Here is a 24,684-nt window from a genome sequence, read left to right as displayed (position 1 = left end):
AAATTCAACTAAATTGTTCTCTCAATATAAACTTTTGAATTTTCCCTGAAGGAGTTCTAGGAAGTTCATCTACAAAAATAATTTGCTTTGGTTTTTTGTAACCTGCGATTTTTCCATCTATAAATGCTAAAATTTCTTTTTCAGATATTACCTCACCTTGTTTTAAAACAATTATTGCGCATACTACCTCGATATATTTTGGATCTGGAATACCAATTACAGCTACATCATGTATAGCCGTATGCCGAATTAGTACGTCTTCAACCTCTACCGCATAAATATTTTCACCACCGCTACGAATCATATCTTTTTTCCGGCCAGATATAGTTAAGTATCCATCTTTATCCAAATACCCTAAGTCTCCAGTATGACACCACCCATTCACAAATGTACTCGCTGTCTCTTCTGGTTTCCTCCAGTATCCCATTGATACTGACGGACTCTTAATGCAAACTTCTCCTACATTTCCATAGCTCAAAACATTTCCTTGATCATCCACAATTTTAATTTCTGTAAACGGCATTGGCTTCCCTACTGAATGTCCTTTCAATTTCACATCTTGTGGATCTAACGAAGCTGCTACAGGGGTCCCCTCTGTAAGCCCATAAACTTGCACAAAATCAATATGTGGAAATAAGTAATGTAATTGTTCAATTGCCCAAGGTACAACGGGGTCTCCCCCTGAAAAGATCCGCTTCAAGCTTGTAAAATCATAAATAGAAAGATCACTTACATTTAGCATGTTATATACCATAAAGGGAAAAAGTAAAATATCTGTCACTTTTTCTTGTTCGACAGTAGACAATACTCTCTCAATATCAAATCCCCCACTCCTTGTTAGTATCACTGTTCCGCCCATCATTAAAACGGATAACGAAATATCTTCCATCGCTCCAACATGATAAAGAGGTCCCGTTGACATTGCGATAGATTGTTCATTAATTCCCCATTTGAGTATTTGCATATTTGCAAACCATAACGTATTCTCATGTGACCAAAGCGCACCTTTAGGTCGACCTGTAGTACCTGATGTATACATCAACATGACTGGATCAGATTTATCAATGTCTATTCCTATAACTTCGGATGGACTACCTTTTTCTAATACATCCCAACTATTTGTCCAGTTTGCGGAAGTAATATTCTCATTTTCAAGGCATACATACTCTCTTACTTTAATTGAACTTTTAATAGGTTCTATTTTGCCTTGAAGACTTGAATGAAGACAAAGGATCTTAGTTCCAGAATCATTCAAAATATATTTAAACTCTTCACTAGATAATCTAAAATTTATTCTAACTGCGATTGCACCTAGCTTGGCGATTGCAAAATAAAGAGCAAAATACTCGAGGCAGTTATATAAAAGGATCCCTACTCTATCACCTTTTACAATGCCCATTTGTTGTAGTGAATGAGCATATTGATTCGAAATTCGATTTAGATCACCATATGTCCAAGTTTCATTGGACTCTAATTTTAATGCAATTTTTTCAGGAGATATTGTTTGAATCCTACTTTCAACTCTGTTAACTAAATAGCCAACATTCATTTTGAAATTCCTCCTATTCAATTAGCCTTCCATAGCATCTAGCAATTCTTTATCTAACTCCAAATTTGACTTTTGAGTCATTAGAGAAACGGTGATAAATACAATAATTGAAACGGAAAATGCAACTGCACCAATGATTACCCCAGGTGGGAGTAAGATAACCCCATATTTCGCGCAAATCTCTAGTACAAAATTTAATACCAATCCAACGCTTATACTTGAGACAGCTCCATATTTCGTTGCCTTTTTCCAAATTAGCCCCAATACTACAGCTGGGAAAATAGCAGATGCGAAAGTTCCCCAACCAAATACCCCTAATAACGCTACCAATGTATCCATATAAAAAGAGAATAGAGTTGAAATAACAAGTAAACCAACCACCGCTATTCTGTTCCATAACAATTCATTTTTCACTTTAATATTAAATGCTTTTGGTATATCTCTTGTTAAACCCGAAGCACCTAAAGTTACAAAACTTGAACCGGTAGACATGATGGCTGCCAGTAATCCTGCAATTACTAAACCACCTGCAACCGGAGAAGTAAAATGCGTAATAAATACTGTTAATGCCTCATCTGGTGAGGTTAATTCCGGGAAATCGCCTTTAACATAAAGAGAACGAGCAGATAGCCCAATTCCTATAACTAATAGAGTACTCAGTGTATAGGCAAACCCCGCTGTGAATGCTCCCCATTTTAATTGCTTCTGATCTCTTACCATTAAAAACTTTGTTATAAAATGGGGTTGACCAGCGGCCCCTAAACTAAATAAAAAAATCCAGCAAGCAATAGAAACCATTGAAAACGTTCCAAATGGAGAAGCCAATAATGGATCAAAGCTTTTTAGATTCTCAGTAATACTCTGAACACCGCCACCTACATTTAGTGCCATGAAGAAAATAAAGACGGAAACAACAACCATAATGACCCCTTGAAATAGATCCGTATATACACCTGCTAAAATGCCTCCACCTACGCAGTAGAATCCTAAAATGGCAAGTCCAATCAAAGCTCCAACCATTGGAGTTACACCAAATATCGTATGCATAATAATGCCCATCGCCTGAACTTGTGTTCCAAGATAGCCAATTACTCCAAGAGTAACTGCTAATCCAATCCATCCCCTTACGGCTTTACTGTTATATCTTCTTTCCACTACATCACCAAGTGTATATATTTCTCCTAGCTCCCCAACTTTCCACATTCTTTTTCCAACTAAAAACCAAGTTAATGCAAAGCCTAAAGGAGCTGCAATTCCGACCCCAGCTAGAAACCCCATTCCTCCGGAGAATGTTAACCCTGTCCCACCTAACATTCCAAAACCACTTTGAATAGAAGAAAATGCAGCAATAGCCATGACGAACATTCCAAGGTTTTTACCTGCAATTAAAAAATCACTAGTTGTTTTGGTCTTCCCAGTAGCCCAAACCCCAATCAAAATACAAATTAGTAAATAAATAACTGCAATAATAATAATTGTACTATTCACTTACCCACCCCTTATTGTCAGATTCGCCAACCCAATGTAATATTAATTGTTTAACGTTTCCTCTTTTGAGAAGGTCCATGCATATAATAAACAAATTAAATTTGCTAACGGCCAAATACCAAGTATATATAAAGCCATACTCGGAGTTAGTCCAAATATATATTTACTTCCTCCTGTAGGTGTGTCGATTGTTATAATATCCAACCATGCATACAAAATGATATATACAATTACAACTGACACTGGAATCCACATTTTCCAAGGATTTTGTTTTACATTTTTCAAAATCCCAAATAAAATAGCAATGCCAATTACGATTAAATAGGGGTAAAGAATGAATCGCCATGAACCTGTTATCGTCCCAATAAAAGTTATAATGACAAGGCTTAGAAGTGTGTAGATGAGCTTATCGATAAAAGACATATTTCGAACCCTCCTCATAATTTTACAAATCAAACATTATCCATCTAAATGTTTTTCAACAAAGTTTGTGGTCCGATAAATACTTTTTTAACATGAATGACATAACTCATTTCTAATTACTTCACCGATTTTTCCATATGCAAGATATTTAACAAAATGATAGTTTGTTACTGATTCGATATTCTATGCGTTTGTAAATATTCTTCTTTTAGTTTTGATTTTTGGATTTTTCCAGCTGGTGTCATCGGTACTTAGAACCTCCTCAAATAAGATTCCATTATTCGAAAGTTACTTATTATCCGCCTATAAAGTCAATAATAAATAAGGGCTCTTTTAACTATATTTCAGCCCTTATATTCCACGCCTCACAATTACCGTTAATATCCATATAATCAAGATTTATATTTTTAAAATCCTTCGTTCCTTTTTCCAATTCATCTAGCTATATTCTTCTTATCTGAAATACTCTTTTTACTTTCCATAGCTTGCTTCAAGACCACTTCGAGCATCTATTTGAATTCCATATTGGGGAACAGGATTGTTGACTTAACCTTGCTAACTCTTCCAATCCTTTTACCAAACCCTCGACTACATCTCCCCATTTAACACCAATATTTTCCCCCTAACTATCTCTCTTTATTTACCAATACCTTTATTACCCCAGTCGTCACAGGCTCACCTGTTTGTTTAACAATTTTTTGATTACATGTTACAACACCTGTACCATTTCCTTTGTCTAGTAAATCAGTTACTTCTAGTTCTACATGAATCGTATCATCTATGAATGTTGGATGAATAAAACGAAGATTTTCTATCCCATAAAAAGCGACTATGATATCCGGATCCATTACTTGAAGCCCAGTTGCAACTGACAAAATAAGCATTCCATGCGCAATCCTTTGTTTAAAAGGAGTGTTCTTTTCCGCATATTCCTTATCAGTATGAAGCGGGTACCAATCTCCGCTAAATGCAGAAAACATTACGATATCCGATTCCGTTATAGTACGACCTCTAGAGCACCATGTTTCATTAACTTCAAAGTGTTCAAATTTTTTATTAAACATTTTATCAGCTCCCTTTATTTCCGAATTTTCAGTTTTCTAAATTCGTAAATTTGTTTTCAATACTTTTCCAGTTGCATTTCTAGGTAATTCCTCAACCAATTCAATTTGCTTCGGAATTTTAAAATGGGCCAACTTTCCTTCGCAAAATTTGCGTACATCCTGTAAACTCATTTGCTCATTCGTGTTTTTCAAAGCAATAACTGCTTTCACAGACTCACCCCATATTTCATCTGGATATCCTACAATAGCTACCTCTTTTATATTTGGATGCCGGAATAATACTTGCTCAACCTCAATAGGATAGACATTTTCTCCTCCAGTAATTATCATATCTTTCATACGATCTACGATATAGATAAAGCCCTCTTCATCCTGTTTAGCAAGATCCCCAGTATAAAACCACCCATTTCTAATTGCATCTCTTGTTGCTTTCGGCTTATTCCAATATTCAATAAAGATATTAGGTCCCCTCACAATTAACTCTCCGACTTGACCAACCGGTACTTCTTTATCAAATATATCTACGATTTTAATATCCGTATGCATCGGAGTTTTTCCTACTGAACCATTTTTCCTCATACTATTATCACTATCAAGTACGCAGACCATAGGGGCCGTTTCTGTTAACCCGAATCCTTCAAAGAATGGGATGCCTCGCTTCTGGAAAAATTCAATAATTGTGAGTGGACAAGGAGCCCCACCCGAAATATTAAATTTTAAAGAGCTTAAATTATATTGATCTAGTTTCGTGTATTGTGTAATGGCAAGCCACATTGCAGGGACTAGAAACAACGATGTTATTTTTTCTTTTTCAATGATCTCTAACGTAGATTTCGGATCAAATTTATCCTGCAACACTACCGTCCCACCTTTATACAATGTAGGTGTAATAAATATATTCATCCCGCCGATGTGAAACATTGGTGCTACTCCTAAAGTAATCATATCTTCGGCAATCGGTAAGCTAATGAGACAATTTATAGCATTCCATTGTGTATTACCATGTGTTAAAACTGCTCCTTTTGGTCTTCCAGTCGTTCCTGATGTATACATCATCATGTGTGCATCTTTTAGACCTATTACATACTCTATCTCATCGTTATTTGCTTGAATGAGAAGTTTTTCAAAATCTAAGTCCTTTTCAGTTTGACTTTCTCCAACGCGAATAAAAAAATGTATTTGCGATGTCCTTGATTTCAGCCCATCCACAATAGTTTCAAGTCGATCATCATAAATGAAAATAATCCCACCTGAATCATGAACAACATATTCGACTTCATCAACACTCAATCGGTAATTAATCGGTACAAAAATCGCACCTATTTTCGCACAAGCAAACAACGCTTCCATTAATTCATTTCTGTTAAAGAGCAATGCATTAACCCGATCACCCTTTCTTACGCCGAGATTCATCAGGGAATTTGCCAATCTATTCACTCTGTCATTCAATTCTCGATAAGTAAATCGTTTGTCATTGTAGATGATTGCAGTTTTTTCTGCTTTGCACTCACTATGCTTAACAAGCCAAGAACCGATGCCATTTATCATAAAATATATAATTCCCCTTTCTACTATTCCATCAGATTTATCCCTATAAATAACGCTTCAAATTGTTTAGGTAGTTCTTGTTTTTGACTTTCCCCTTTTGTTGCCATTCATTGAACAAACACAAGCAATTAAATACTTAGTGAAACAGTTGATAGCACGATGATCTACAGGAAAATCTTCCAGCACGTTCATGTACTATACTTTTTTAATTCGACGTAATTTGAAGTTTTTTTGTTAATATTTCATTCATGATTTGTGTTGTTCCTCCACCGATAGATTGAATGCGTGCATCACGCCAATAGCGTTGAATAGGATAATCCATCATATAACCATTTCCGCCGTGAATTTGAAGGGCTTGGTCACATACTCTACTTACCATTTCTGCCGAATATGCTTTTGCCATTGTTGCTTCTGTTGTTACATCGTTGCCTTTGTCATATTGATAAATCGCTCGATACGTAATATGTCTTGCTTTTTCAATTTCAACGGCCATATCTACCATCTTATGTCGAAGTACTTGGAATTGAGTTAGTGGTCCGCCGAATTGTAATCGTTCTTTACTATATCGAATAGCCTCTTCTAGTGCCTTTTCGGCTAGTGTAATACTAGAAAGAGCCATCGTTAATCTTTCCCATTGGAAATTAATCATTACATATTTAAATCCTTCATTCACAGTACCAATCAAATTCTCTTTAGGTACTTTTATATTTTCAAAAAACAATTCACCCGTATCAGATCCATGCCAGCCCAATTTTTCAAGTTTCTTTCCTACAGAGAAACCTTCCCAATCTGTTTCTACTATTAAAAGGCTCATACTACGATGCCCTGGACCATCAGCAGTTTTTGCAGCTACAATTACAAAGTCAGCGTTAACCCCATTTGTAATAAAAGTTTTAGAACCATTTAAGAGATAATGATCACCTTTATCTACCGCTCTTGTAGTTATTGAAGACACATCACTTCCAGAATTCGGCTCAGTTATACCTAATGCGGCAATTTTTTTTCCTTCAATTCCTGGTTTCAAGTATTTTATCTTCTGCTCATCATTACCAAAACGCCAAAGAGGAGTTAATGCAATTCCGATATGAGCAACAATTGAAGCACCTATCCCACTCGATCCGCACTTTGTTAGCTCTTCATTAAAAATAGCATCCATTATAAGATCAGATCCTGCACCTCCGTACTCTACTGGAAACTTAGTCCCCAAGTACCCTAATTGCCCCAGTCTTTCAAATATACTTCTCGGAACTTCTCCCGCTGCTTCCCATTTGTCAACGAATGGAATAATTTCCCTTTCTACGAATTTCCTTACCGAATTACGAAACATGTTATGTTCTTCATTAAACATCCAGTGGGTCATATTATCACTCCCTTTTTTCTAACTTACAGGCCTATTTGTTTCGATATGATTTCTTTCATAATCTCATCTGCTCCAGCACCAATACGATGAAGTCTAGTGTCACGCCAAATGCGTTGAATAGGGTATTCTGACATATAACCATTTCCACCAAATATTTGGAGCGCTCTATCTGCTACCCAATGAGCCATTTGCGCGGCTGCAAATTTTGACATTGAAATTTCTTTACTCGGTACTTCACCATTTGCGAAACGATATGCCGTCGCATATGTTAATTCCTTGCATATTTCTATTTCCGTTTTCATTTCTACGAGTAGATGGGCAATCACTTGAAAATTAGCGATTGGTTGTTTAAACTGACGTCTCGTTTTTGCATATTGATATGCAAGATTATAAGCATATTCCGCCATACCGATTGATCCTGCAGCAGAAATCATTCGTTCCCCTTGCAGCTCCCACATAATATAAGAGAAGCCCTTACCTTCTTCTCCAAGTAAATTAGCATCAGGTACTCTAACATTGTCAAAAATCAGTTCGGCAGTATCTGATGAGCGCATGCCCACTTTGTCAAGCCTTTTACCAACAGAAACACCAGGACTGTCAAGATCCACTAAAAATAAACTGATTCCTTTATAACCTGGTTCATCTGACGTTCTTGTAACGAGTGTAATAAAATCAGCACGTGTACCATTCGTTATAAACATTTTAGAGCCATTTATTATCCATTCGTTGCCTTCCTTTCGTGCCCTTGTCTCTATGGAAGCAACGTCTGAACCATGATTTGGCTCAGTTATCCCAATTGCAGCAAGCTTATCACCTTTTATCGCAGGTTTTAGAAATCGTTCTTTTTGATCGGCACTTCCAAATTGATCAATTGGAGGAGTCGCCATGTCAGTTTGCACTGAGATTGCCATTGGGAAACCCCCACAGCCGCATTTTGAAAGTTCTTCTGCAAATACAATACTAGTAAAATAATCTCCGCCTTGTCCTCCAACTTCCTCAGAATAACGTAGTCCAAGAAAACCGAGATCACCCATTCGTTTTAATATTTCTATCGGAAATTCACCCGCAGATTCCCATTCTTCAACAAATGGTTTAACCTCTTTATCTACGAATTTACGGATAGTTTTACGAAGCTGTTCATGTTCTTCGGTAAAGTAAGGTTCGTATGCCATACCCAGACCTCCTATTCTCAAACAATTTTTATCAGCATCTAATTTAATATTTTGATTGCCAGCCCAAGCTAGTTAGTAAAAACAATCTCCACTCTTATCATTCCTGCTGTTTGTCGATTCCTCAGTGAAGCAAGAAAACAAACGACTTCAGCTACACAACCTTCCCCTAAGTTCAATTCAAAGTTATGTCATGTGGATAAAGAACTTTTTTAACTAATTTCCAAGGAGAATTACAACCTCTTGCTCTTGCACGAAGTCACCTTCGGCCACTTTGATTTTTTTGACGACTCCAGTTTCTGTTGCTTCAATTGGAATTTCCATTTTCATTGACTCTAAAATAATTAGTACGTCCCCTATTGATACTGTATTGCCTTCGCAAACCTCTATTTTCCAGACACTTCCGCTCATCGGTGATACTATTTCCATTAGTTTCTCCTCCCTATTTTCCAATCCATTCGGGTTTTCTTATTTCTAAAAATGCGAATACATCTTCTTTTAAATCTTTACTTTAGAAAGATACAATCCTCAATGTCGATAAAATAATCGAAAGACTTCATAAAATCCATTTGCTCTGTATTAAAATAAGCCTTAAGCCTGTCTTGAACAAAATAGTGTAATTTCTGTTGCCACAGATGCCCTTACCTCTTGACGCAACGCATCTTGTTCAGCTGTAAAATATCCCATTGTTATCCCCCTCGTATTTCCATACGCATTAAATTACTTGCAAAACACTTCCCTAAATTATCAACACGAAGCGATGCTGATCCTCCTCCATCGAGCGCTTCACTCAATACAAAATTTAACGCATAAATTGTTGGTACTTCATAACGCTTAACCTCGCCAAATACAAGGTCTTTAAAATGAGCTGCTACTCGCTCCGGTGTTACTTGGTCAAGAAGTATGTGGTAATCCTTTGCATCCTTCGCAAATACAGCAATGTTGACCTTATTTCCTTTATCACCACAGCGGGCATTTGCGATTGTTCTTAATTGTATCGTCATGAAACCACCTCCAACTCCACTTGCACATGCTGTTCTACTAGTTGACGATTCACTAACGTTGACCACATGCCTAGCAATTGTCTCGGTGGAATCGTAAAGAAGCCCGCTAATGACGGTGGTCCATTTAATGCTAACGGTGGCAAATACCTTTGAATCGCTCGCGCTAATGGTCTTGATTTTGCCTTTACGACAATACGCAAATAAATTTCATTTATATCCTCTGACGGGGGCGTCGCTAATGGTCCGTGCAATGAATTATAGCCAACATAATCAAATTGCAGCTTTTCAAACGGATTGCCTTGCATTTCAATTTTTTGCATAACGATTTCTTGCGCCTTTTGAGCTTTTTTATAGGCATCTGGCCAGCTATAGCCCATTAAAGATTGACCTAAAAAACCATCCTCATAGCCCATCACCACCTTTAAAGTTGATGGTGCAGGCTTTCCTTTAATACCTGTAACACGTACTGTATTGGGCGCGACTTCTGTTAACGTAACCTCTGATAAATCAACAACAACATCCGGTGTTATATAAGCTGACGGATCATGAATTTCATACAGTAGCTGCTCACGAACAGTATCAAATGACACGAGTCCACCTGCTTCTTCTATCTTCGTAATCATAAATTCGCCAGATTCCTCGACTTCTGCAATTGGGTAGCCGATAGATTCCATGCCAGGAACCCCTTCCCAATCACCACTGTAATTGCCTCCCGTCGATTGCGCCGAGCATTCAAGTAGATGCCCCATCATAATGCCAGCCGCTAGCTTATCCCATTCATCCTTAGTCCAACCGAATTCATAAATAAGCGGTGCTAAAAACTGAGCAGGGTCAGTTGTGCGACCGGTAATAACAATTTGCGCCCCTTCCTGTAAGGCCTCTACAATTGGCCAAACACCTAAATAGGCATTTGCAAAGAGCCAGTTTTTATCTTCTAATACTAATGGTTTTTTTGTATCTGCATGAGATAAATCTATACCTTGCTCATACCAAGCCGGCAATGTCTCTAGTACATTATCCCCCGTCACCACAGCAATCTTTAAGCCGTCCATCCCAAGCTCCTTGGCAATCCGCATAACCTCATCTTTCGCAGCTATTGGATTAATGCCGCCAGCATTCGTTAGTAGCTTGATACCTTTTTCCTTCACAAACGGTAAAAGGCTTGTTATAGAATTCGTTAAATCTTTTGTATAACCATGTGATGGATTTTTAGCATGATCCTTCGCTAAAATGGCCATTGTCAGCTCGGCTAAACAATCGAAACATAAATATTGTACGTCACCATATTTTGCTGTTAAAACAGCAGGCTCGATCGTATCACCATAGAACCCTTGTGCTGCACCAATTCGAATTTTTCTCATTGCTTCACCCTCTTTTATTCGATTCTAAGTAAGATGTCATCTTCTTGTACGAAGTCTTCTAGCTTTATCCGAATCTCCTTTTCTCAGATTCAATCGGAATTCCTACAGCAACTGCTAACTTCCAAACAACTTCACTAACAGAAATAAAATATTCATAGTTAACTACTCCTGTTATTTTCCTGTCCAATTTGGTTGTCGTTTCTGCAAAAATGCTTGTGCACCTTCCTTTAAATCTGCACTTTTAAAGCTCACTAGACGCATAGTCGCTAAATAGGTCATCGCATCACCTACATCCATTTGTGCTGTTTTTTCAAATGCAGTTAGTGCCATTTTTACAGCAAGTGGACTATAACTAGCTAACTTTTTCGCCCAATTTAGAGCTCGTTGTTGTAGCTCTTCTGCTGGAACGACTTCGTGCAGTAACCCGTAACGAAGTGCCTCCTCGGCAGATAATACACGTGCACTTAGCATTAACTCCATCATTTGACGTTCACCAACAGCTCGGCGTACTAGCGGTAAAATTACATATGGCACAAGTCCTAGCTTAAGCTCTGTTAGACCGAGCTTAGCGTGTTCACTACCAATAGCGATATGACAAAGCGCTGCAATACCAGTTCCACCACCAAGTGCTGCTCCATTAATGGCTCCAATGATCGGTTTCTTCATCACATCTCGTAGTTGAAAGAGCCGTGTGCTTTGTAGGCCATCCTCATACAACGTTGGCACATCCATTTCTAAAAAAGACTGAAACTCTGCTAAATCGCCACCTGCACAAAAGCTCTTGCCAGCGCCAGTAATAATAATCGCCGCAATATGTGAAAGTTCATTTGCTGTCTCAAATGCATGTACAAGCTCTTCTGTTAATTGCGTAGATAGCGCATTATGTGACGTTGGATCATTAAGTGTAATCGTTACAATCGCGCCATCTTCCTGCCAGACTATTTTTTCATATATCATGACTTCACCTCCTATACAGGTTTCACGGCATTTCGTTTTGGCAATGTATAAGTTTGCTTTGTCTCATAATACGCAAAGCGTGCCGTTACCTGCTCGCGCACCTCATCAAAGCCTATTACGTCATCAATAATCATTTGCGATGCTAATTTATAAATATCAATATTCTCACTATATTGCTGACGCTTTTGGCTAATAAAATCTGTTCTTTCCTCCTCTGGAAGCTCGGCAATTTTGCCTGCATAAACGGCGTTAACAGCTGCCTCTGGTCCCATAATGGCAATTTGCGCGCTCGGCAATGCTAGGACAACATCTGCACCAAACGCCGGACCTGCCATCGCATATAAACCTGCACCGTAGCATTTTCGCGCAATCAGTGAAATAATCGGTACCGTTGCCTCGGATAAAGCTGAAATCATTTTCGCACCGTGACGAATGATGCCACCCTGTTCAACCTTCGAGCCAATCATATACCCCGGTACATCAGCAACATATAAAAGTGGAATGTTATAAGCATTGCAAATCATAATAAAGCGCGCTGCTTTGTCTGGCGAATCGATAAATAATGTTCCACCTTTCACTTTTGGCTGATTAGCAATAATCCCGACAACACTGCCCTTCATACGAGCAAATCCGGTAATTAGCTCCTTTGCAAATAATTTTTTATATTCAAACCATGAGCCCTCATCAATTAGCTGATCAATTAGTTCATACATATCAAAAGGTGTATTTTGACTTAATGGAATAATCTCTTCAATACTTCGTCCCTTTATTGGAGGCTTTGCCTCAGCTGTTGGTGGCTTCTTCTCCCAATTCGTCGGCATCAACTGTAAATATGCTTTACACGCCTCAATGGCCTCTTGCTCAGATTGCACAAGTACATCCCCTAAGCCACTTTTCGCACAATGCATTACGGCACCACCCATATCCTCCATGGACACTTTTTCACCAATGGCCATCTCAACCATTCGTGGTGAACCTAAATATGCACTCGATTGCCCTTCAATCATAATGACTAAATCCGAAAATGCTGGTACATACGCAGCTCCAGCTGGAGATGGACCAAATAAAATCGTAATTTGCGGCACAACACCTGACAATTGAATTTGATTATAAAAAATACGTCCTCCATGACGGCGCCCTGGAAATACCTCTAACTGGTCGGTAATACGTCCTCCAGCTGAGTCAATTAAATACAAAATCGGATACTTTAAAGACATGGCCTTTTCCTGTAAACGAATGTTTTTTTCAACGGATTTTGCTCCCCATGAACCTGCTTTCACCGTCGAATCTGCGGCAATAAAACATACAGGTTTTCCATCAATCTTACCAATACCAGTTATCGTTGCATCACATGGTAGCGATGGATCTAAAGCTTCAGCAAAAATATTATCCTCAATAATAGTTCCCTCATCAAAAAGCTTTGCTAAACGATTCCGTACAAATAATTTACCCTGTGCCTCATTGGCCTTATGTCGTATTGTTTTACCACCTTTTAATATTCGTTGTTTTTGTTCTTGAAAAACTTGAAAGTCATCACGCATAATCTTTCCCCTCCTTCTTACTTTTTATATAAGCAATTTGCGTGCCAAATTGAAAAATAATTATTATATATGCTCTTTTTTCTGCAGCAATTTTAAAATTTACACAGATTATAGGTAACCTCCTTAAGTGTATCTAAGTCATTCTCTCCCCCCACAAAAAAAACAGAAATAAACTATTATTTGCTAGATATTTCTACTTAATGTACAATTTACAATAAAGTTGTTTGGTTTTTAAGACACTTGTCCGAACAGTTTGTACACCTTTTTAAGGGGGCGATTTTTTGTTTATTCACGAGTTTATGTCAACGTCATTTATTCGCGTTACACCAACAGCAACCATTAAGGAGGTGATACAGCTATTTGAAGAACAAAAACAAGATCTTGCAATCGTTTATCAACACGAGCAGTTCATCGGTATTGTCACCAAATACTCCTTATATCGCCTGTTATTGCATACAAATTCCCTCCAACAAGTAATTACAGAAGCAATTATTGAAGATGTTTTTACGATAAATGAAAACGATCTGCTCTATGGCGGGCGCCATACCTTACGAACGCAAAAGCTAAGTAATGTTGTCGTCATTAATGAACAACAGCAAGTAACTGGTGTTATTTCTAAAAATGAAATCATTACAGGCTTTATACATGAGTTAGATTCACATACACAACAACAACGCAATATTTTAAACTACTTACATGACGCGGTGATTACCGTAAATGAGCATATGCAGATTACCTTTATCAATAAATCCTGCAAAGATACTTTTCATACTGAAAAATTAGAAGAGAACGAATTATTAACAGCCTATTTTCCAGATTTTCTTCCCTTAATTCAACGTGTGCTACATACAAAAAAAATGTTAGAGCAAAAGATGCTCATACATCGTTTTTCTTGTCTAGCTTCCATCCTTCCGATGACTATGTTGAACGTAACAACTGGCGTTATTATCGTGCTAAAGGACTTAACAAAATTAGAAAAAATCGCCTCCGAATTAGAGACGACAAAGAAAATGGAACTTGTACTACAAAATGCTTTAGACGCGTCGTATGATGGCGTTGTCATAACAAATAGCCACGGACAAATTACACGCATTAATGATTCACTTTTACACCTGATCGAACGAAATGAAAAGCAGGTACTTTATGAATCTATTTATTCTATTTTCCCTATGCTCCCACCATTTCCAAACGCCTTTAAAGGCATGGTACTTACATTAAAAGAACAACGGGGAATTGTCTCAAGTATTCCGATTCAACAAGAAGGACAGCTTGTTGGTATGCTTTATAAATTTGTATTTCAGCAACTACATGTTTGGAAAGAATTACTTGGACAAATTGACCAATTAGAAGATGAGCTATCCTTTTATCGTGGGGAGCTTGTGAAAGCAGCTAAGCATGATGATCATTTCAATTTAATTGTTACAAATGATCTGCAGCTTATTCAACTCAAGCAACAAGCCTTTAATGTAGCCAAATCTTTGTCGACCATTTTAATTACAGGGGAAAGTGGTACAGGTAAGGAATTATTCGCAAACGGCATTCATCAAGCGTCTGGACGAAGTGGTGCATTCATTAAAATTAACTGCGCTGCTATTCCTGAACAACTCATTGAATCCGAGCTTTTTGGCTATTCGGACGGGGCTTTTACGGGAGCAAAGCGTGGCGGCAAGCCTGGAAAGTTTGAGCTTGCGGAAGGCGGAACTTTATTTTTAGATGAAATTGGTGATATGCCATTACCCATTCAGGTAAAGCTATTACGCGTGTTACAGGAGCGAGAATATGAACGACTTGGTGATACAAAAGTGAAAAAAGCAGATGTACGCATTATCGCAGCAACAAATAAGCACTTGCCAACGCTCATTCAGGAAGGTAGTTTTCGTGAGGACTTATACTATCGTATTCACGTTATTCCATTACACATCCCACCACTACGAGAACGAAAGGGAGATATTCCACTTCTTGTCGAAGCATTACTACACAAAATTTCGATTAAGCATCAGCTACCACCCTATAGAATCGACCAGCATGCACTACAGTTATTATTGCACTATGATTTTGTCGGCAATATTCGCGAGCTAGAAAATATTTTAGAGCGTGCTATCTACTTATCACCGGACACAATGATCAAACAGGAGCATATTATGATTAGCCCAATTATTCGTCCACATGATGAATGTAGTCCTTCACTGCATAAGGATAAAATTGATGAAACAGAACGCCGTGGTATTGTACAGGCCATTAAATCGGCAAACGGCAATAAATCGAAGGCCGCCAAGCTACTCGGCATTAGCCGTTCGACATTTTACTATAAATGCAAGAAATATAATATTTCATAGCTAAAAAAACGTATATTTCAGTATAGAGAAAATACTGAGTTATAAAGAAATAATCCCTTCCATTCAAGAGAGTGAAGAATTCACTGTGCATGTTCACTTTTTTGTAGGTGGATTAACTTCTTTATACTAAGAATAGTTCGCAGGAAAAATTAGATATTCTCTTGAAGAACTAACATCATCCACTAGCCACATTAAGATACAAGGCATTCAAGATTATACTTTAAAATAAAATACTTTCCAGTTTATAGGATAATAAAAAGCAGCTGTACTTTCAGCTGCTTTTTAAAGATTTCTCTGCTTTACCTTATAATACGAATGACGCAGGTTAGTGCAAGCAAGATAACATTATAAAATAGTAAAAAAACAGATACGCAGTTTGTAAAGTACTCATTTACTTCATAGGCTTCAACCTTAAAGTATCTAAACAATCAAAATATACGAAAGAGAAATTGTTCAAACTAACTACTATATTTTTCATTTACCATACGTACTAAATACCTCAGTAGCAATCTTAAAGGTAATTTTTTCAAATGTTTGCAATGTAATATTTCTGTCCCCTCTTTCAACATCTGCTAAATACGATGTCTGCAGCCCACACTTCTCTGCTAATTCTTCTCGAGTCAACTTTTTATGTATGCACTCTGGTGGCACATACTTTGAAATGAGGCGAGTGATCGCCATAGACATTTCGAGAAAAAATGACATTTTAGGTTCAAAAAGCTTAATATCTGGATGCTTAGGTATTTCATAACGCCTATTTCCCGTTTTAATTTTAAATTTCTCCTTCATCACTGGTGAGGCTGCGAGTACGATACTACCTGGTTGCTCAAAATTGCCAATAACTACAATGGGATCTTTCAAGACATCTAAACCTTCTATCATGGCAATACAGCTAGCGTAAAAACATTTCATATCAATACAAAAATGTCCTTGTGCGGCAGATTGTCGTAATTCATATCACCTCACGCTTCCGATGTGTAACCGGGAGTATTGCTAGAACATTGTTAATAATAAACGTACGCTTTGCCTGCCTCGTAAAGCAAAATGCTGTAAAGGAATCACCAACAATCTTCATGATTTTCACACGCCTTTTCGTAATGACACCAGACTTCGCTACATACATCATGCTAACTACTTGTTGACGCTGCATTGCTTTTATTAACTGTTCTTTCATCTTAGTTGCTCCTTTTCACTAGCTCTGTTATTACCTGAGCTTTACTTCCCTCCGACAAAAAATTGGTGAGTATAACAGTGCTGTTTTTCACCACAGAACAAACGTTTGTATATTTATTATACGCACATACGTTCCTAATTAGAAGTGGTAATTTAAACTAATTTTTAAGGAGGGTGATGTAGCCTTAGAGGACAAATAAAAAAATAGGCGTTCGTGTAAGCCTACACTAACTTTGGAACATATTCTGTGCTGATGACAAGTATTGAAAATTAATGAGAAAGGATGTAATTATTAGCTCAAATATTGATTATACTTCTCCGTCAACACAGTTCACTTTTGATGTAAATGACAGTACTCTCTTTAAAAAAGATAATCAGAATTATATTAATGTCTTAGGTGTAGAACAATTAAATACGTTAGAAAATACGTCCTTGCTTGATATTTTTCTAAGTAAGGACAATGTGATAGAGCCTCACTATCATCAAAATGCAGCAGAACTTGTTTATTGTGTTTCGGGTGCTGCTATCGTATCTATACTTAACCCGTTTACAAAACAGATTCAAAACTATCCTATAACGCCTGGTCAAGTTGCAAATGTACCGCAAGGCTGGTGGCATTATGAAATAGCTACTGAGGATGACACGCATTTACTAGCAATTTTTGATGCTCCAACTCCTGAAGTCATTTTAGGTTCAGATATATTGAGATTTACACCTTCTAATATTATGGCTCACACTTATTGTTTAGATGAAAAGCAATGGAAGAAAACAATTGCACCTGTAATACCGTCAACATATATTGGTCCACCTAAAGACTGCAATCGTGTAAAATCGACTTCTGAAAAGCAAAAAAATCCTGATTGTAAGTGTAAACAGAAGCCCAAGCCTAAGCGTAAACAGCCAAATTATATGAACCCATATCCATATCACTACCCATATGTGTATCCTTATGGCTCATATTATTAATTGCTAAACAATATAGCCTAATAATGCATTGGGTGAACAGCTCTACACCTTCATCGAATAAAAATAAATAAACAGGAAAATCTATAGTTTAAAGTAATAGCTTTGTTACTACTAAAAGAGGTGTAGAAAATGGAATTATTTCCAGTGATCCATACAAATTTTTGGGATGCCGTAATAGCCGTTCCAGCTGTGTTAATTATTACACAGCTAATTAAGGTATTTATGCATGTTCAGCCTAAATATGTTCCAGCAATCGCTCTTGCTATTGGCTTGATTATTTCTATCTTCATTAGCCATAGACACAATCTTATTGCAGGAATATTTATGGGCTTTTTTTATGGTTACGCAGCTATCGGAAACTTTGCCGCATTAAAAACAACCATTAATAGCTTTAAAAATAAGAAATTAAAGGAATAAACCTTTTATTAGCTCATCACTAGAAATTTGGGATGACATTTGTTAAAACGTATGTGCGGTTTTTCGGCTGACCCGAGCGATTCTTCGGTTGACCCGATCTTTTCTCTTGGACACGAGCAGTTCTTCGCCTTACCCGATCACTTTCCTCTTGGACCCGAGCAGTTCTTCGCCTTACCCGATCACTTTCCTCTTGAACCCGAGCAGTTCTTCGGCTGACCCGATCACTTTTCTTGTGGACCCGAGCGAATCTTCGGCTGACCCGATCACTTTTTTCGTGGACCCGAGCAGTTCTTCAAATGACCCGATCACTTTTTTCGTGAACCCGAGCGGTTTTTCGGCTAACCCGATCACTTTTCTCTCGGACCCGAGCAGTTCTTCGGCTAACCCGATCACTTTTCTCTCGGACCCGAGCAGTTCCCCGGCTAACCCGATCACTTTTCTCTTGAACCCGAGCAGTCCACCCGCCGACCCGAGCAAGATGACCCTTTTATTGTAAAAAATGATTAGAATTTCATTAATCAGCACATCCTAATCTCAAATAAATGAACGATAACATGAGTTAGGACGTGTAACTATGGAATTAGTAAATGGACAGCTAGAATCATTACGTTTCAAGGAGATTTTTAAGATTTGGATACAGCTCGGCGTTAATAATGGCTATATCGCTTCAAATCATGCGTTTTTCAAGCACGCTGTTGATAAAAATTTGAAGGCCATCATCGTCGAATTTATTCAATGTTTAAAAGAGGAAAATAAACAGCTAACCGCGTTATTAAAGGATAATGGAGTGCTTGCCCCGTCTACAGCAATCGACTACGGAAAGTTGAAAATGGGAGATATTCGAGGGAAAACAGCTATTAATGATACAGAAATCAGCGCCATTGTAGCAATGAATATTGCTTCTTCTGTTATTACAGTGAGCCAAGCTTTAGAAATTTCTATTAAGAAGAAAGATACTACAAAATATGGAGAGCTTCATATGAGGTATGCCATACTCGGTGCTAAACTGGTACAGCTAAGTAAAGATAAAGGGTGGTTACTGGCCCCTGCTACTATTTAATGTAAAAGAGCGCTCGCTTCCACAAAAACGAGCGCTCTTTTACGTATTATCTTCTTCTCACAAACAATAGCTTATACCACTGATTCACTAGGAATGGGAACACAGACAAACTATAAATAAAACCTAATTGTGCTGGACTTAAAATGGCAACTTCAAACACACCTGTCAGCATAGGGATAAGCAATACTGCATGTAAACTTAATAAACCGATAAAAAATGCTAGCCACGTATATTTATTTGAAAATACTCCAATGGCAAAAATAGATTCTTTAGATCTGGAGTTGAAGCCATGCACTAATCGTGATAAGCATAATGTTGTAAACGCCATAGTGCTCGCCGTTAACGTATCTCCTGTTGACAACCCGATTTGAAAGGCAACAATTGTGGAAATAGCAATTAGTAACCCTTCGAGCACTACTTGGATTGTAAATGCTTTGTTTAATAGTGGCGTATGAATATTTCTAGGCTTGTCCTTCATTGTTTTTTTATTATTCGGCTCTAAACCGATGGCAATCGCTGGCAGACTATCGGTTAGTAAGTTTATAAACAACAAATGCACCGGCGCGAAAGGAACTGGTAAGCCTAAAATGGTTGCATATAAAACAACAAAAATCGCACCTGCATTCCCTGATAATAAGAACAGGATAGCATTTTTAATATTCGTATAGATGCTTCTTCCATTTGCGATAGACTTGACAATCGTTGAAAAATTATCATCCGTTAAGATCATAGAGGAAGCATCCTTCGCTACCTCTGTGCCGGTGATGCCCATCGCCACACCAATATCAGCTTGTTTTAGGGCAGGGCCATCATTAACACCATCTCCCGTCATGGCAACGACCTTTCCCGTTTCCTGCCATGCTTTAACGATGCGAATTTTTTGTTCTGGTGTTACGCGGGCATAAACAGAGAAATCTTTAACCTTTTCTTGCAGTTGTTGATCCGTTAAATCTTCAATTTCATGCCCTTCAATCGCTTCTGATGGATCATTTAAAATACCGATTTGACTAGCAATAGCCATTGCCGTAATTTTATGATCACCGGTAATCATCACCGGTTTGATACCAGCTTTTATACAGTTTTCAACCGCTACTTTGGATTCTTTTCTAGGGGGATCCATCATAGCGACTAAGCCAACAAAGATTAAATCTTTTTCCGCTCTCACATCAATTGCGTGATTTCCCTTTACCTCTTTGTAGGCAATTGCTAGCACCCTTAACCCATTCATAGAAAAATCACGATTCACTGCTTCGATTTTTTGACGCTGTTGTTTTGTAATATTAAAAATACCATTTGAAGTTTCGATTTTCACAATTTTAGGTAAAAGGACATCTAACGCTCCTTTTGTAATCAAGATAGATTGCTGATTAATAGTATTTACCGTACTCATGAGCTTTCTATCTGAATCAAAAGGGATTTCGGCCACTCTTGGATAATGATCTCTTACCAGTAATTCGTCAAAATCATATTGCTTCCCTAATTTTACGAGTGCAATCTCAGTAGGATCACCAATTTCCTTACCGTCCCTTTCCACAGCATCACTACATAATATTGCCTTTAACATCAGATTTTCCTCGACTGCATTTCTAGTGTTTAACCGATCATATGGAATAATTTTTTCATCCACATATACCCCTTGAACAACCATTTTATTTTCAGTTAATGTTCCTGTTTTATCTGAACAAATGACAGATACACTTCCAAGGCTTTCAACGGCATAGAGCTTTCGTATAATGGCATTTTCCTTTGCCATTTTTTGTGTCCCAAACGCCAGTACAATGGTCACAATCGAGCTCAATGCTTCTGGAATTGCTGCCACGGCAAGTGAAACAGCAAACATAAACGATTCTACAAGCGCACGTCCTCGAACAAGGTCAATCACGAAAATAGCTAGACAGATTAACGTAATACCTAAAGCTAATTTTTCTCCAAACTGATCTAAACTTACTTGTAAAGGTGTTTTTTTCTCTTTCGCAGTATCTAGTAAATTGGCAATTTTGCCGATTTCCGTTTGCATACCGATTGCCGTAACTAGAACAATACCACGACCATTTGTCACAAAACTTCCAGAGTATACCATGTTCTTTTTATCAGCAACAGTTACATTGCTTTCTTTGATGGGATCTATAATTTTCGCTACAGCGATAGATTCACCTGTCAATGAGCTTTCATTGATATGCAAATTATGACTTTCTAATAATCTCCCATCTGCATTTATATAATCGCCAGCCTCTAAATAAAGAAGATCTCCGACGACTATATCTTCCGAAGAAACCTCTATTAGCTGATTATTTCGCATTACCTTTGCAATTGGAGAGGTTAAGGCTTTTAAATTATCCAAAGACTGTTCTGCCTTGACGTGTTGTACAGTGCCTAGAATAGCGTTTAAAATAACGACAATCATAATGACAATCGTGCTTTCTACTTCCCCTAATAGAAATGAAACGAAAGCAGCAATAATTAAAATAATGACTAATAAATCTTTAAACTGTCCAAAGAAAACGGCGAATGTACTTGTTTTTTTGCCTTCTTCTAATACATTTAAGCCGTATACCTCTTGCCTCTTTTGAACGTCATAATCACTCAATCCTTGATCTGTCACATTCAAAGTTTTCATAACTTCAGCCGATGATTGTTGATGATATTCTGACATTCGATTCCCCCTCCATTTGAATTTATTGAACTATCCTGTCAATAAAAGAAACTCTCGATACCCACCCTATTCTGAACGCCTTTCTCCTGACTAGATTCAGGAAAAAAATGTTTGTATTAGTTAATCAATTTAGATTCCTATTAGTAGATTTCTTGAATTACCTTAAATTCACTTGAATATATAAATCATCAGAATCTCTATCTACTTGGCTCTAAAATACTTTAACTACAACAATCTATTCCTTGTCCTATTCCAGTATGATAATAATCGCTATGGAAATTAATTAAATATAACGTAACTTCAATAATCTACTCTTGCTAGCTATAACATAAAAAAGACATTTGGAATATGGCTACTCCAAATGCCTTTGTCACATGCATAAACTCCCTAATAGACCAGTCCTGCAATTATTTAATTATTTTACTTGTTTCTCTTTATTCGCTACTAATAAATAATCAAGTGCACTCATTCTAGTAAGTTTATGCGTGAACTTTATAGCATCTGCTTGAGAATCAAACATAAAGTTTTCGAGTTCGTCTGTTGGTATATATTGATCAGCAATTTTTCTTTTTAATTTTCGTACAGATAGAGTGTGGGAATCCTCTTCATATAAAATAATAGCACCCACATTGCGGTAAAGCGTCTGGTCAATCGTTGCGACAACTTTCACATTTAATCCGTTAAACTCTGTTAAATCTATTTGCATGTATTTACCAACCCCCTCTAAACTTACATTCTATCTCTAGCGATCATTGTCCTTCTTTTCCAGCAGCATTTTTGGATATTTCATCTCGCTCTAAAATCTATGAGTTGTTGTGAGCCGAATTCAACCCTAACTTAGTCTCATCTGAAACTGGTACTCTTTTTAAAGAGAAAATAGCACAGCCTAAAGCACATAAAACTAAAACGGCACCGAAGCTAGCTAAATGCATAACAGATCCTGTAACAGTAAACATAGCTCCACCAACAGCTGAACCTATAGATATACCGATTTGTAATGCAGCTGTATTTAAGCTTTGTTGAATATCAGATGTTTTTGGATCAATTTGTATTAAATAATTTTGTAATGGAGGTGTAAGTGCCCAGCTAAGTGCTCCCCATAAAACTGTAACAACTAAAAAGAGTGGTAAAGCGACAATCGTATAAGGAATAATAAATAATACAACGGCAAATGTTGATACAACAAGTAAAATTGCTTTTCCAGTACCAATTGTATCACTTAACCAACCACCAAGAGCATTCCCACTGACAGAAGCGATCCCGAAGATTAAATAACAAATACTAATCCAAGAGGCGTTCATATCAAATGCTTCTACTAAAAATGGTGTTAAATAAGCATATAACATATAATGACCAGCTAGCATAAACAATGTTGTTAATTGCGCACTAAAGATTTTTAAATTTGCTAATGATTTAATTTGTGCCTTTAATGGAACAACTTCTACAACTGGCATTTTTTCAAGTAGTAACGCAATAAGAATCATTGATATAGCTGAAAGAAGAGCGATCCCTAAAAATACAGCTCGCCAGCCAAATGCCTCTGTCACAAATATCCCCACCGGGACACCAATGACAAGTGCCGAACTCACACCTACAAAAACAAGACCTAAAGCTTTTGCACGATGTCTTGGCTCAACAATTTTTGTTGTAATCGTTAAGGATAAAACAATAACCAACGCTGTACTCATCGCGGTAAAAATTCTAGCAATCATAACTGTCGTGAATGTCGTACTAAAATAAGTCATAAGATTTCCTAAAGTAAAAATAAATAAAGAAATAAGATAAAGGCGCTTCCTTTCCACTTTTGCCGTTAATGATAAAAGGACAGGCGCAGATATTGCATAGACGAGAGCAAAAATAGTAATCAATTGTCCTGCTGTTGCTAAGGACACATTTAAATCCTCGGCAATTGCTGGTAATATCCCCCCCACAATCAATTCCACCAATCCTACTGTAAAGGTAGTAACGGCAAGAATATAAACTCTCCAATTCATAATAATCACCCTTCTAACCTTCATTATTGTAGGGAGGGTTTTCTATATATGTCTAAACATCTACCGAATAAAGACAAAAAAAATCCTGACTACAAAAATGAAGCAAAATTTTTGTAGTCAGGATTTTATGGTTCCTGGTAGAGACCCTCAATCCATATCATTGAGGTTATACAGATCAAAATATTTACTTTAGCTATAGTAGCATATTGAATTTTACATGACAACCGTTTTTATGAATCTACTTCATCCACTCTTCTTTCTCATCTAAAAAACGATTCGTTATAGCACTCTCCATCATCAAAATTCAATTTATCATTGTAACCACCTAGCTGCTTTCATCAAAAAAAATCCATTAACAAGAGATAAATTTTAGATTTTACTTATAATTCTTCAAGTTTGAACATACATAATAAAATAACAGAATATTGCGAGGTGATTGTTTGCGTATATTAGGTTTAGTATGCTATTTTCTAATGTTGTTTTATGGCGTAGAACTAGTAGTAGAAGAGCTCACAATCGATGAACCAGCAATCAATTCCCCAAGTCTGAGCAAACAGCAAATCCCCATCGAGTAGGAGGGAGTGATTAACTCCCGACCTCTCACACCACCGTACTTACGGA

Annotated in this window: 23 protein-coding genes and 1 riboswitch; of the genes, 4 read left to right on the top strand and 19 right to left on the bottom strand. The window is 37.4% G+C overall.

What is annotated here, in order from left to right; all coding sequences use genetic code 11:
• Window positions 1–4: 4 nt before the first annotated feature.
• The 13 genes from QRN68_RS25475 to QRN68_RS25415 form a co-directional block, all read right to left on the bottom strand.
• A complete protein-coding gene (locus QRN68_RS25475) occupies window positions 5–1,549 on the bottom strand; it encodes a class I adenylate-forming enzyme family protein (RefSeq protein ID WP_285400141.1) in 1,545 nt (514 codons plus the stop codon).
• Window positions 1,550–1,570: 21 nt separating this feature from the next.
• Window positions 1,571–3,037 carry a sodium:solute symporter family transporter gene (locus QRN68_RS25470; RefSeq protein WP_285400139.1) on the bottom strand — a complete coding sequence of 489 codons (1,467 nt, stop codon included), beginning with the start codon at window positions 3,035–3,037 and terminating at the stop codon, window positions 1,571–1,573.
• 42 nt (window positions 3,038–3,079) lie between these two features.
• Window positions 3,080–3,460, bottom strand: a complete 381-nt coding sequence (locus QRN68_RS25465) for a hypothetical protein (protein ID WP_285400137.1) — start codon at window positions 3,458–3,460, stop codon at window positions 3,080–3,082.
• 626 nt (window positions 3,461–4,086) lie between these two features.
• Entirely contained in the window at window positions 4,087–4,524 is a 438-nt protein-coding gene (locus tag QRN68_RS25460) for a MaoC/PaaZ C-terminal domain-containing protein (RefSeq protein ID WP_053483971.1), read from the bottom strand.
• Window positions 4,525–4,560: 36 nt separating this feature from the next.
• Entirely contained in the window at window positions 4,561–6,072 is a 1,512-nt protein-coding gene (locus QRN68_RS25455) for an acyl-CoA synthetase (RefSeq protein WP_285400136.1), read from the bottom strand.
• 205 nt (window positions 6,073–6,277) lie between these two features.
• Window positions 6,278–7,432, bottom strand: a complete 1,155-nt coding sequence (locus tag QRN68_RS25450) for an acyl-CoA dehydrogenase family protein (protein WP_285400135.1) — start codon at window positions 7,430–7,432, stop codon at window positions 6,278–6,280.
• A gap of 23 nt (window positions 7,433–7,455) precedes the next feature.
• Window positions 7,456–8,604 carry an acyl-CoA dehydrogenase family protein gene (locus QRN68_RS25445; protein ID WP_285400133.1) on the bottom strand — a complete coding sequence of 383 codons (1,149 nt, stop codon included), beginning with the start codon at window positions 8,602–8,604 and terminating at the stop codon, window positions 7,456–7,458.
• A 213-nt stretch (window positions 8,605–8,817) separates the two neighbouring features.
• Complete coding sequence (locus QRN68_RS25440) at window positions 8,818–9,030, bottom strand: acyl-CoA carboxylase biotin carboxyl carrier protein subunit (protein WP_285400132.1); 213 nt, start codon at window positions 9,028–9,030, stop codon at window positions 8,818–8,820.
• Window positions 9,031–9,290: 260 nt separating this feature from the next.
• The gene (locus QRN68_RS25435) at window positions 9,291–9,605 is read right to left on the bottom strand and encodes an AtuA-related protein (RefSeq protein ID WP_285400130.1); all 315 of its coding nucleotides are present in this window, start codon (window positions 9,603–9,605) and stop codon (window positions 9,291–9,293) included.
• On the bottom strand, window positions 9,602–10,966 hold the full coding sequence (locus tag QRN68_RS25430; protein ID WP_285400129.1) for an acyclic terpene utilization AtuA family protein: 1,365 nt from the start codon (window positions 10,964–10,966) through the stop codon (window positions 9,602–9,604). The genes QRN68_RS25435 and QRN68_RS25430 overlap by 4 nt, the downstream gene beginning before the upstream one ends.
• 64 nt (window positions 10,967–11,030) lie before the next feature.
• A complete protein-coding gene (locus tag QRN68_RS25425; RefSeq protein ID WP_285400128.1) occupies window positions 11,031–11,153 on the bottom strand; it encodes a hypothetical protein in 123 nt (40 codons plus the stop codon).
• Window positions 11,138–11,923 carry an enoyl-CoA hydratase/isomerase family protein gene (locus tag QRN68_RS25420; RefSeq protein ID WP_285400127.1) on the bottom strand — a complete coding sequence of 262 codons (786 nt, stop codon included), beginning with the start codon at window positions 11,921–11,923 and terminating at the stop codon, window positions 11,138–11,140. Before QRN68_RS25420 ends, QRN68_RS25425 begins: the two co-directional genes overlap by 16 nt.
• Window positions 11,924–11,934: 11 nt before the next feature.
• Window positions 11,935–13,464, bottom strand: coding sequence for an acyl-CoA carboxylase subunit beta (locus QRN68_RS25415; protein ID WP_285400126.1), 1,530 nt, complete (start codon window positions 13,462–13,464; stop codon window positions 11,935–11,937).
• 281 nt (window positions 13,465–13,745) lie between these two features.
• On the opposite strand from QRN68_RS25415, the gene QRN68_RS25410 reads away from it, so the two are divergent.
• Window positions 13,746–15,800 (top strand): sigma-54-dependent Fis family transcriptional regulator, encoded by a 2,055-nt coding sequence (locus QRN68_RS25410; RefSeq protein ID WP_285400124.1) that lies wholly within the window; start codon window positions 13,746–13,748, stop codon window positions 15,798–15,800.
• A gap of 474 nt (window positions 15,801–16,274) precedes the next feature.
• Here the strand turns inward: QRN68_RS25410 and QRN68_RS25405 are convergent, their stop codons facing one another.
• Window positions 16,275–16,712, bottom strand: coding sequence for a Y-family DNA polymerase (locus QRN68_RS25405; RefSeq protein WP_285400122.1), 438 nt, complete (start codon window positions 16,710–16,712; stop codon window positions 16,275–16,277).
• A gap of 40 nt (window positions 16,713–16,752) precedes the next feature.
• Window positions 16,753–16,974, bottom strand: coding sequence for a transcriptional regulator (locus tag QRN68_RS25400; protein WP_285400121.1), 222 nt, complete (start codon window positions 16,972–16,974; stop codon window positions 16,753–16,755).
• A 272-nt stretch (window positions 16,975–17,246) separates the two neighbouring features.
• Here QRN68_RS25400 and QRN68_RS25395 point away from each other — a divergent pair, with 272 nt between their 5' ends.
• Together QRN68_RS25395 and QRN68_RS25390 are read left to right on the top strand one after the other, a co-directional pair.
• Window positions 17,247–17,939, top strand: a complete 693-nt coding sequence (locus QRN68_RS25395; RefSeq protein ID WP_481817487.1) for a cupin domain-containing protein — start codon at window positions 17,247–17,249, stop codon at window positions 17,937–17,939.
• A 129-nt stretch (window positions 17,940–18,068) separates the two neighbouring features.
• On the top strand, window positions 18,069–18,356 hold the full coding sequence (locus QRN68_RS25390) for a hypothetical protein (protein WP_285400120.1): 288 nt from the start codon (window positions 18,069–18,071) through the stop codon (window positions 18,354–18,356).
• Window positions 18,357–18,527: 171 nt separating this feature from the next.
• Here the strand turns inward: QRN68_RS25390 and QRN68_RS25385 are convergent, their stop codons facing one another.
• Window positions 18,528–18,881: a hypothetical protein gene (locus QRN68_RS25385; RefSeq protein ID WP_285400119.1), complete on the bottom strand. Its 354-nt coding sequence runs from the start codon at window positions 18,879–18,881 to the stop codon at window positions 18,528–18,530.
• Window positions 18,882–18,930: 49 nt separating this feature from the next.
• On the opposite strand from QRN68_RS25385, the gene QRN68_RS25380 reads away from it, so the two are divergent.
• The gene (locus QRN68_RS25380; RefSeq protein ID WP_285400118.1) at window positions 18,931–19,416 is read left to right on the top strand and encodes a DUF3231 family protein; all 486 of its coding nucleotides are present in this window, start codon (window positions 18,931–18,933) and stop codon (window positions 19,414–19,416) included.
• A 46-nt stretch (window positions 19,417–19,462) separates the two neighbouring features.
• On the opposite strand, the gene QRN68_RS25375 is transcribed toward QRN68_RS25380, so the two are convergent.
• The 3 genes from QRN68_RS25375 to QRN68_RS25365 all read right to left on the bottom strand — a co-directional run bounded on the left by QRN68_RS25375 (window position 19,463) and on the right by QRN68_RS25365 (window position 24,063).
• The gene (locus QRN68_RS25375) at window positions 19,463–22,069 is read right to left on the bottom strand and encodes a cation-translocating P-type ATPase (RefSeq protein WP_285400117.1); all 2,607 of its coding nucleotides are present in this window, start codon (window positions 22,067–22,069) and stop codon (window positions 19,463–19,465) included.
• Window positions 22,070–22,484: 415 nt separating this feature from the next.
• Window positions 22,485–22,775, bottom strand: a complete 291-nt coding sequence (locus QRN68_RS25370) for a hypothetical protein (protein WP_285400116.1) — start codon at window positions 22,773–22,775, stop codon at window positions 22,485–22,487.
• A 97-nt stretch (window positions 22,776–22,872) separates the two neighbouring features.
• Window positions 22,873–24,063 carry an MFS transporter gene (locus QRN68_RS25365; RefSeq protein WP_285400114.1) on the bottom strand — a complete coding sequence of 397 codons (1,191 nt, stop codon included), beginning with the start codon at window positions 24,061–24,063 and terminating at the stop codon, window positions 22,873–22,875.
• A 94-nt stretch (window positions 24,064–24,157) separates the two neighbouring features.
• A riboswitch (purine riboswitch) is annotated at window positions 24,158–24,257 on the bottom strand.
• Window positions 24,258–24,684: the final 427 nt, after the last annotated feature.

This window comes from Lysinibacillus sp. fls2-241-R2A-57, assembly GCF_030209535.1.
Lineage (GTDB): Bacteria > Bacillota > Bacilli > Bacillales_A > Planococcaceae > Lysinibacillus.
Note: the sequence above shows the minus strand (reverse complement) of the source record. Positions and strands in the feature narration are given on the sequence as shown.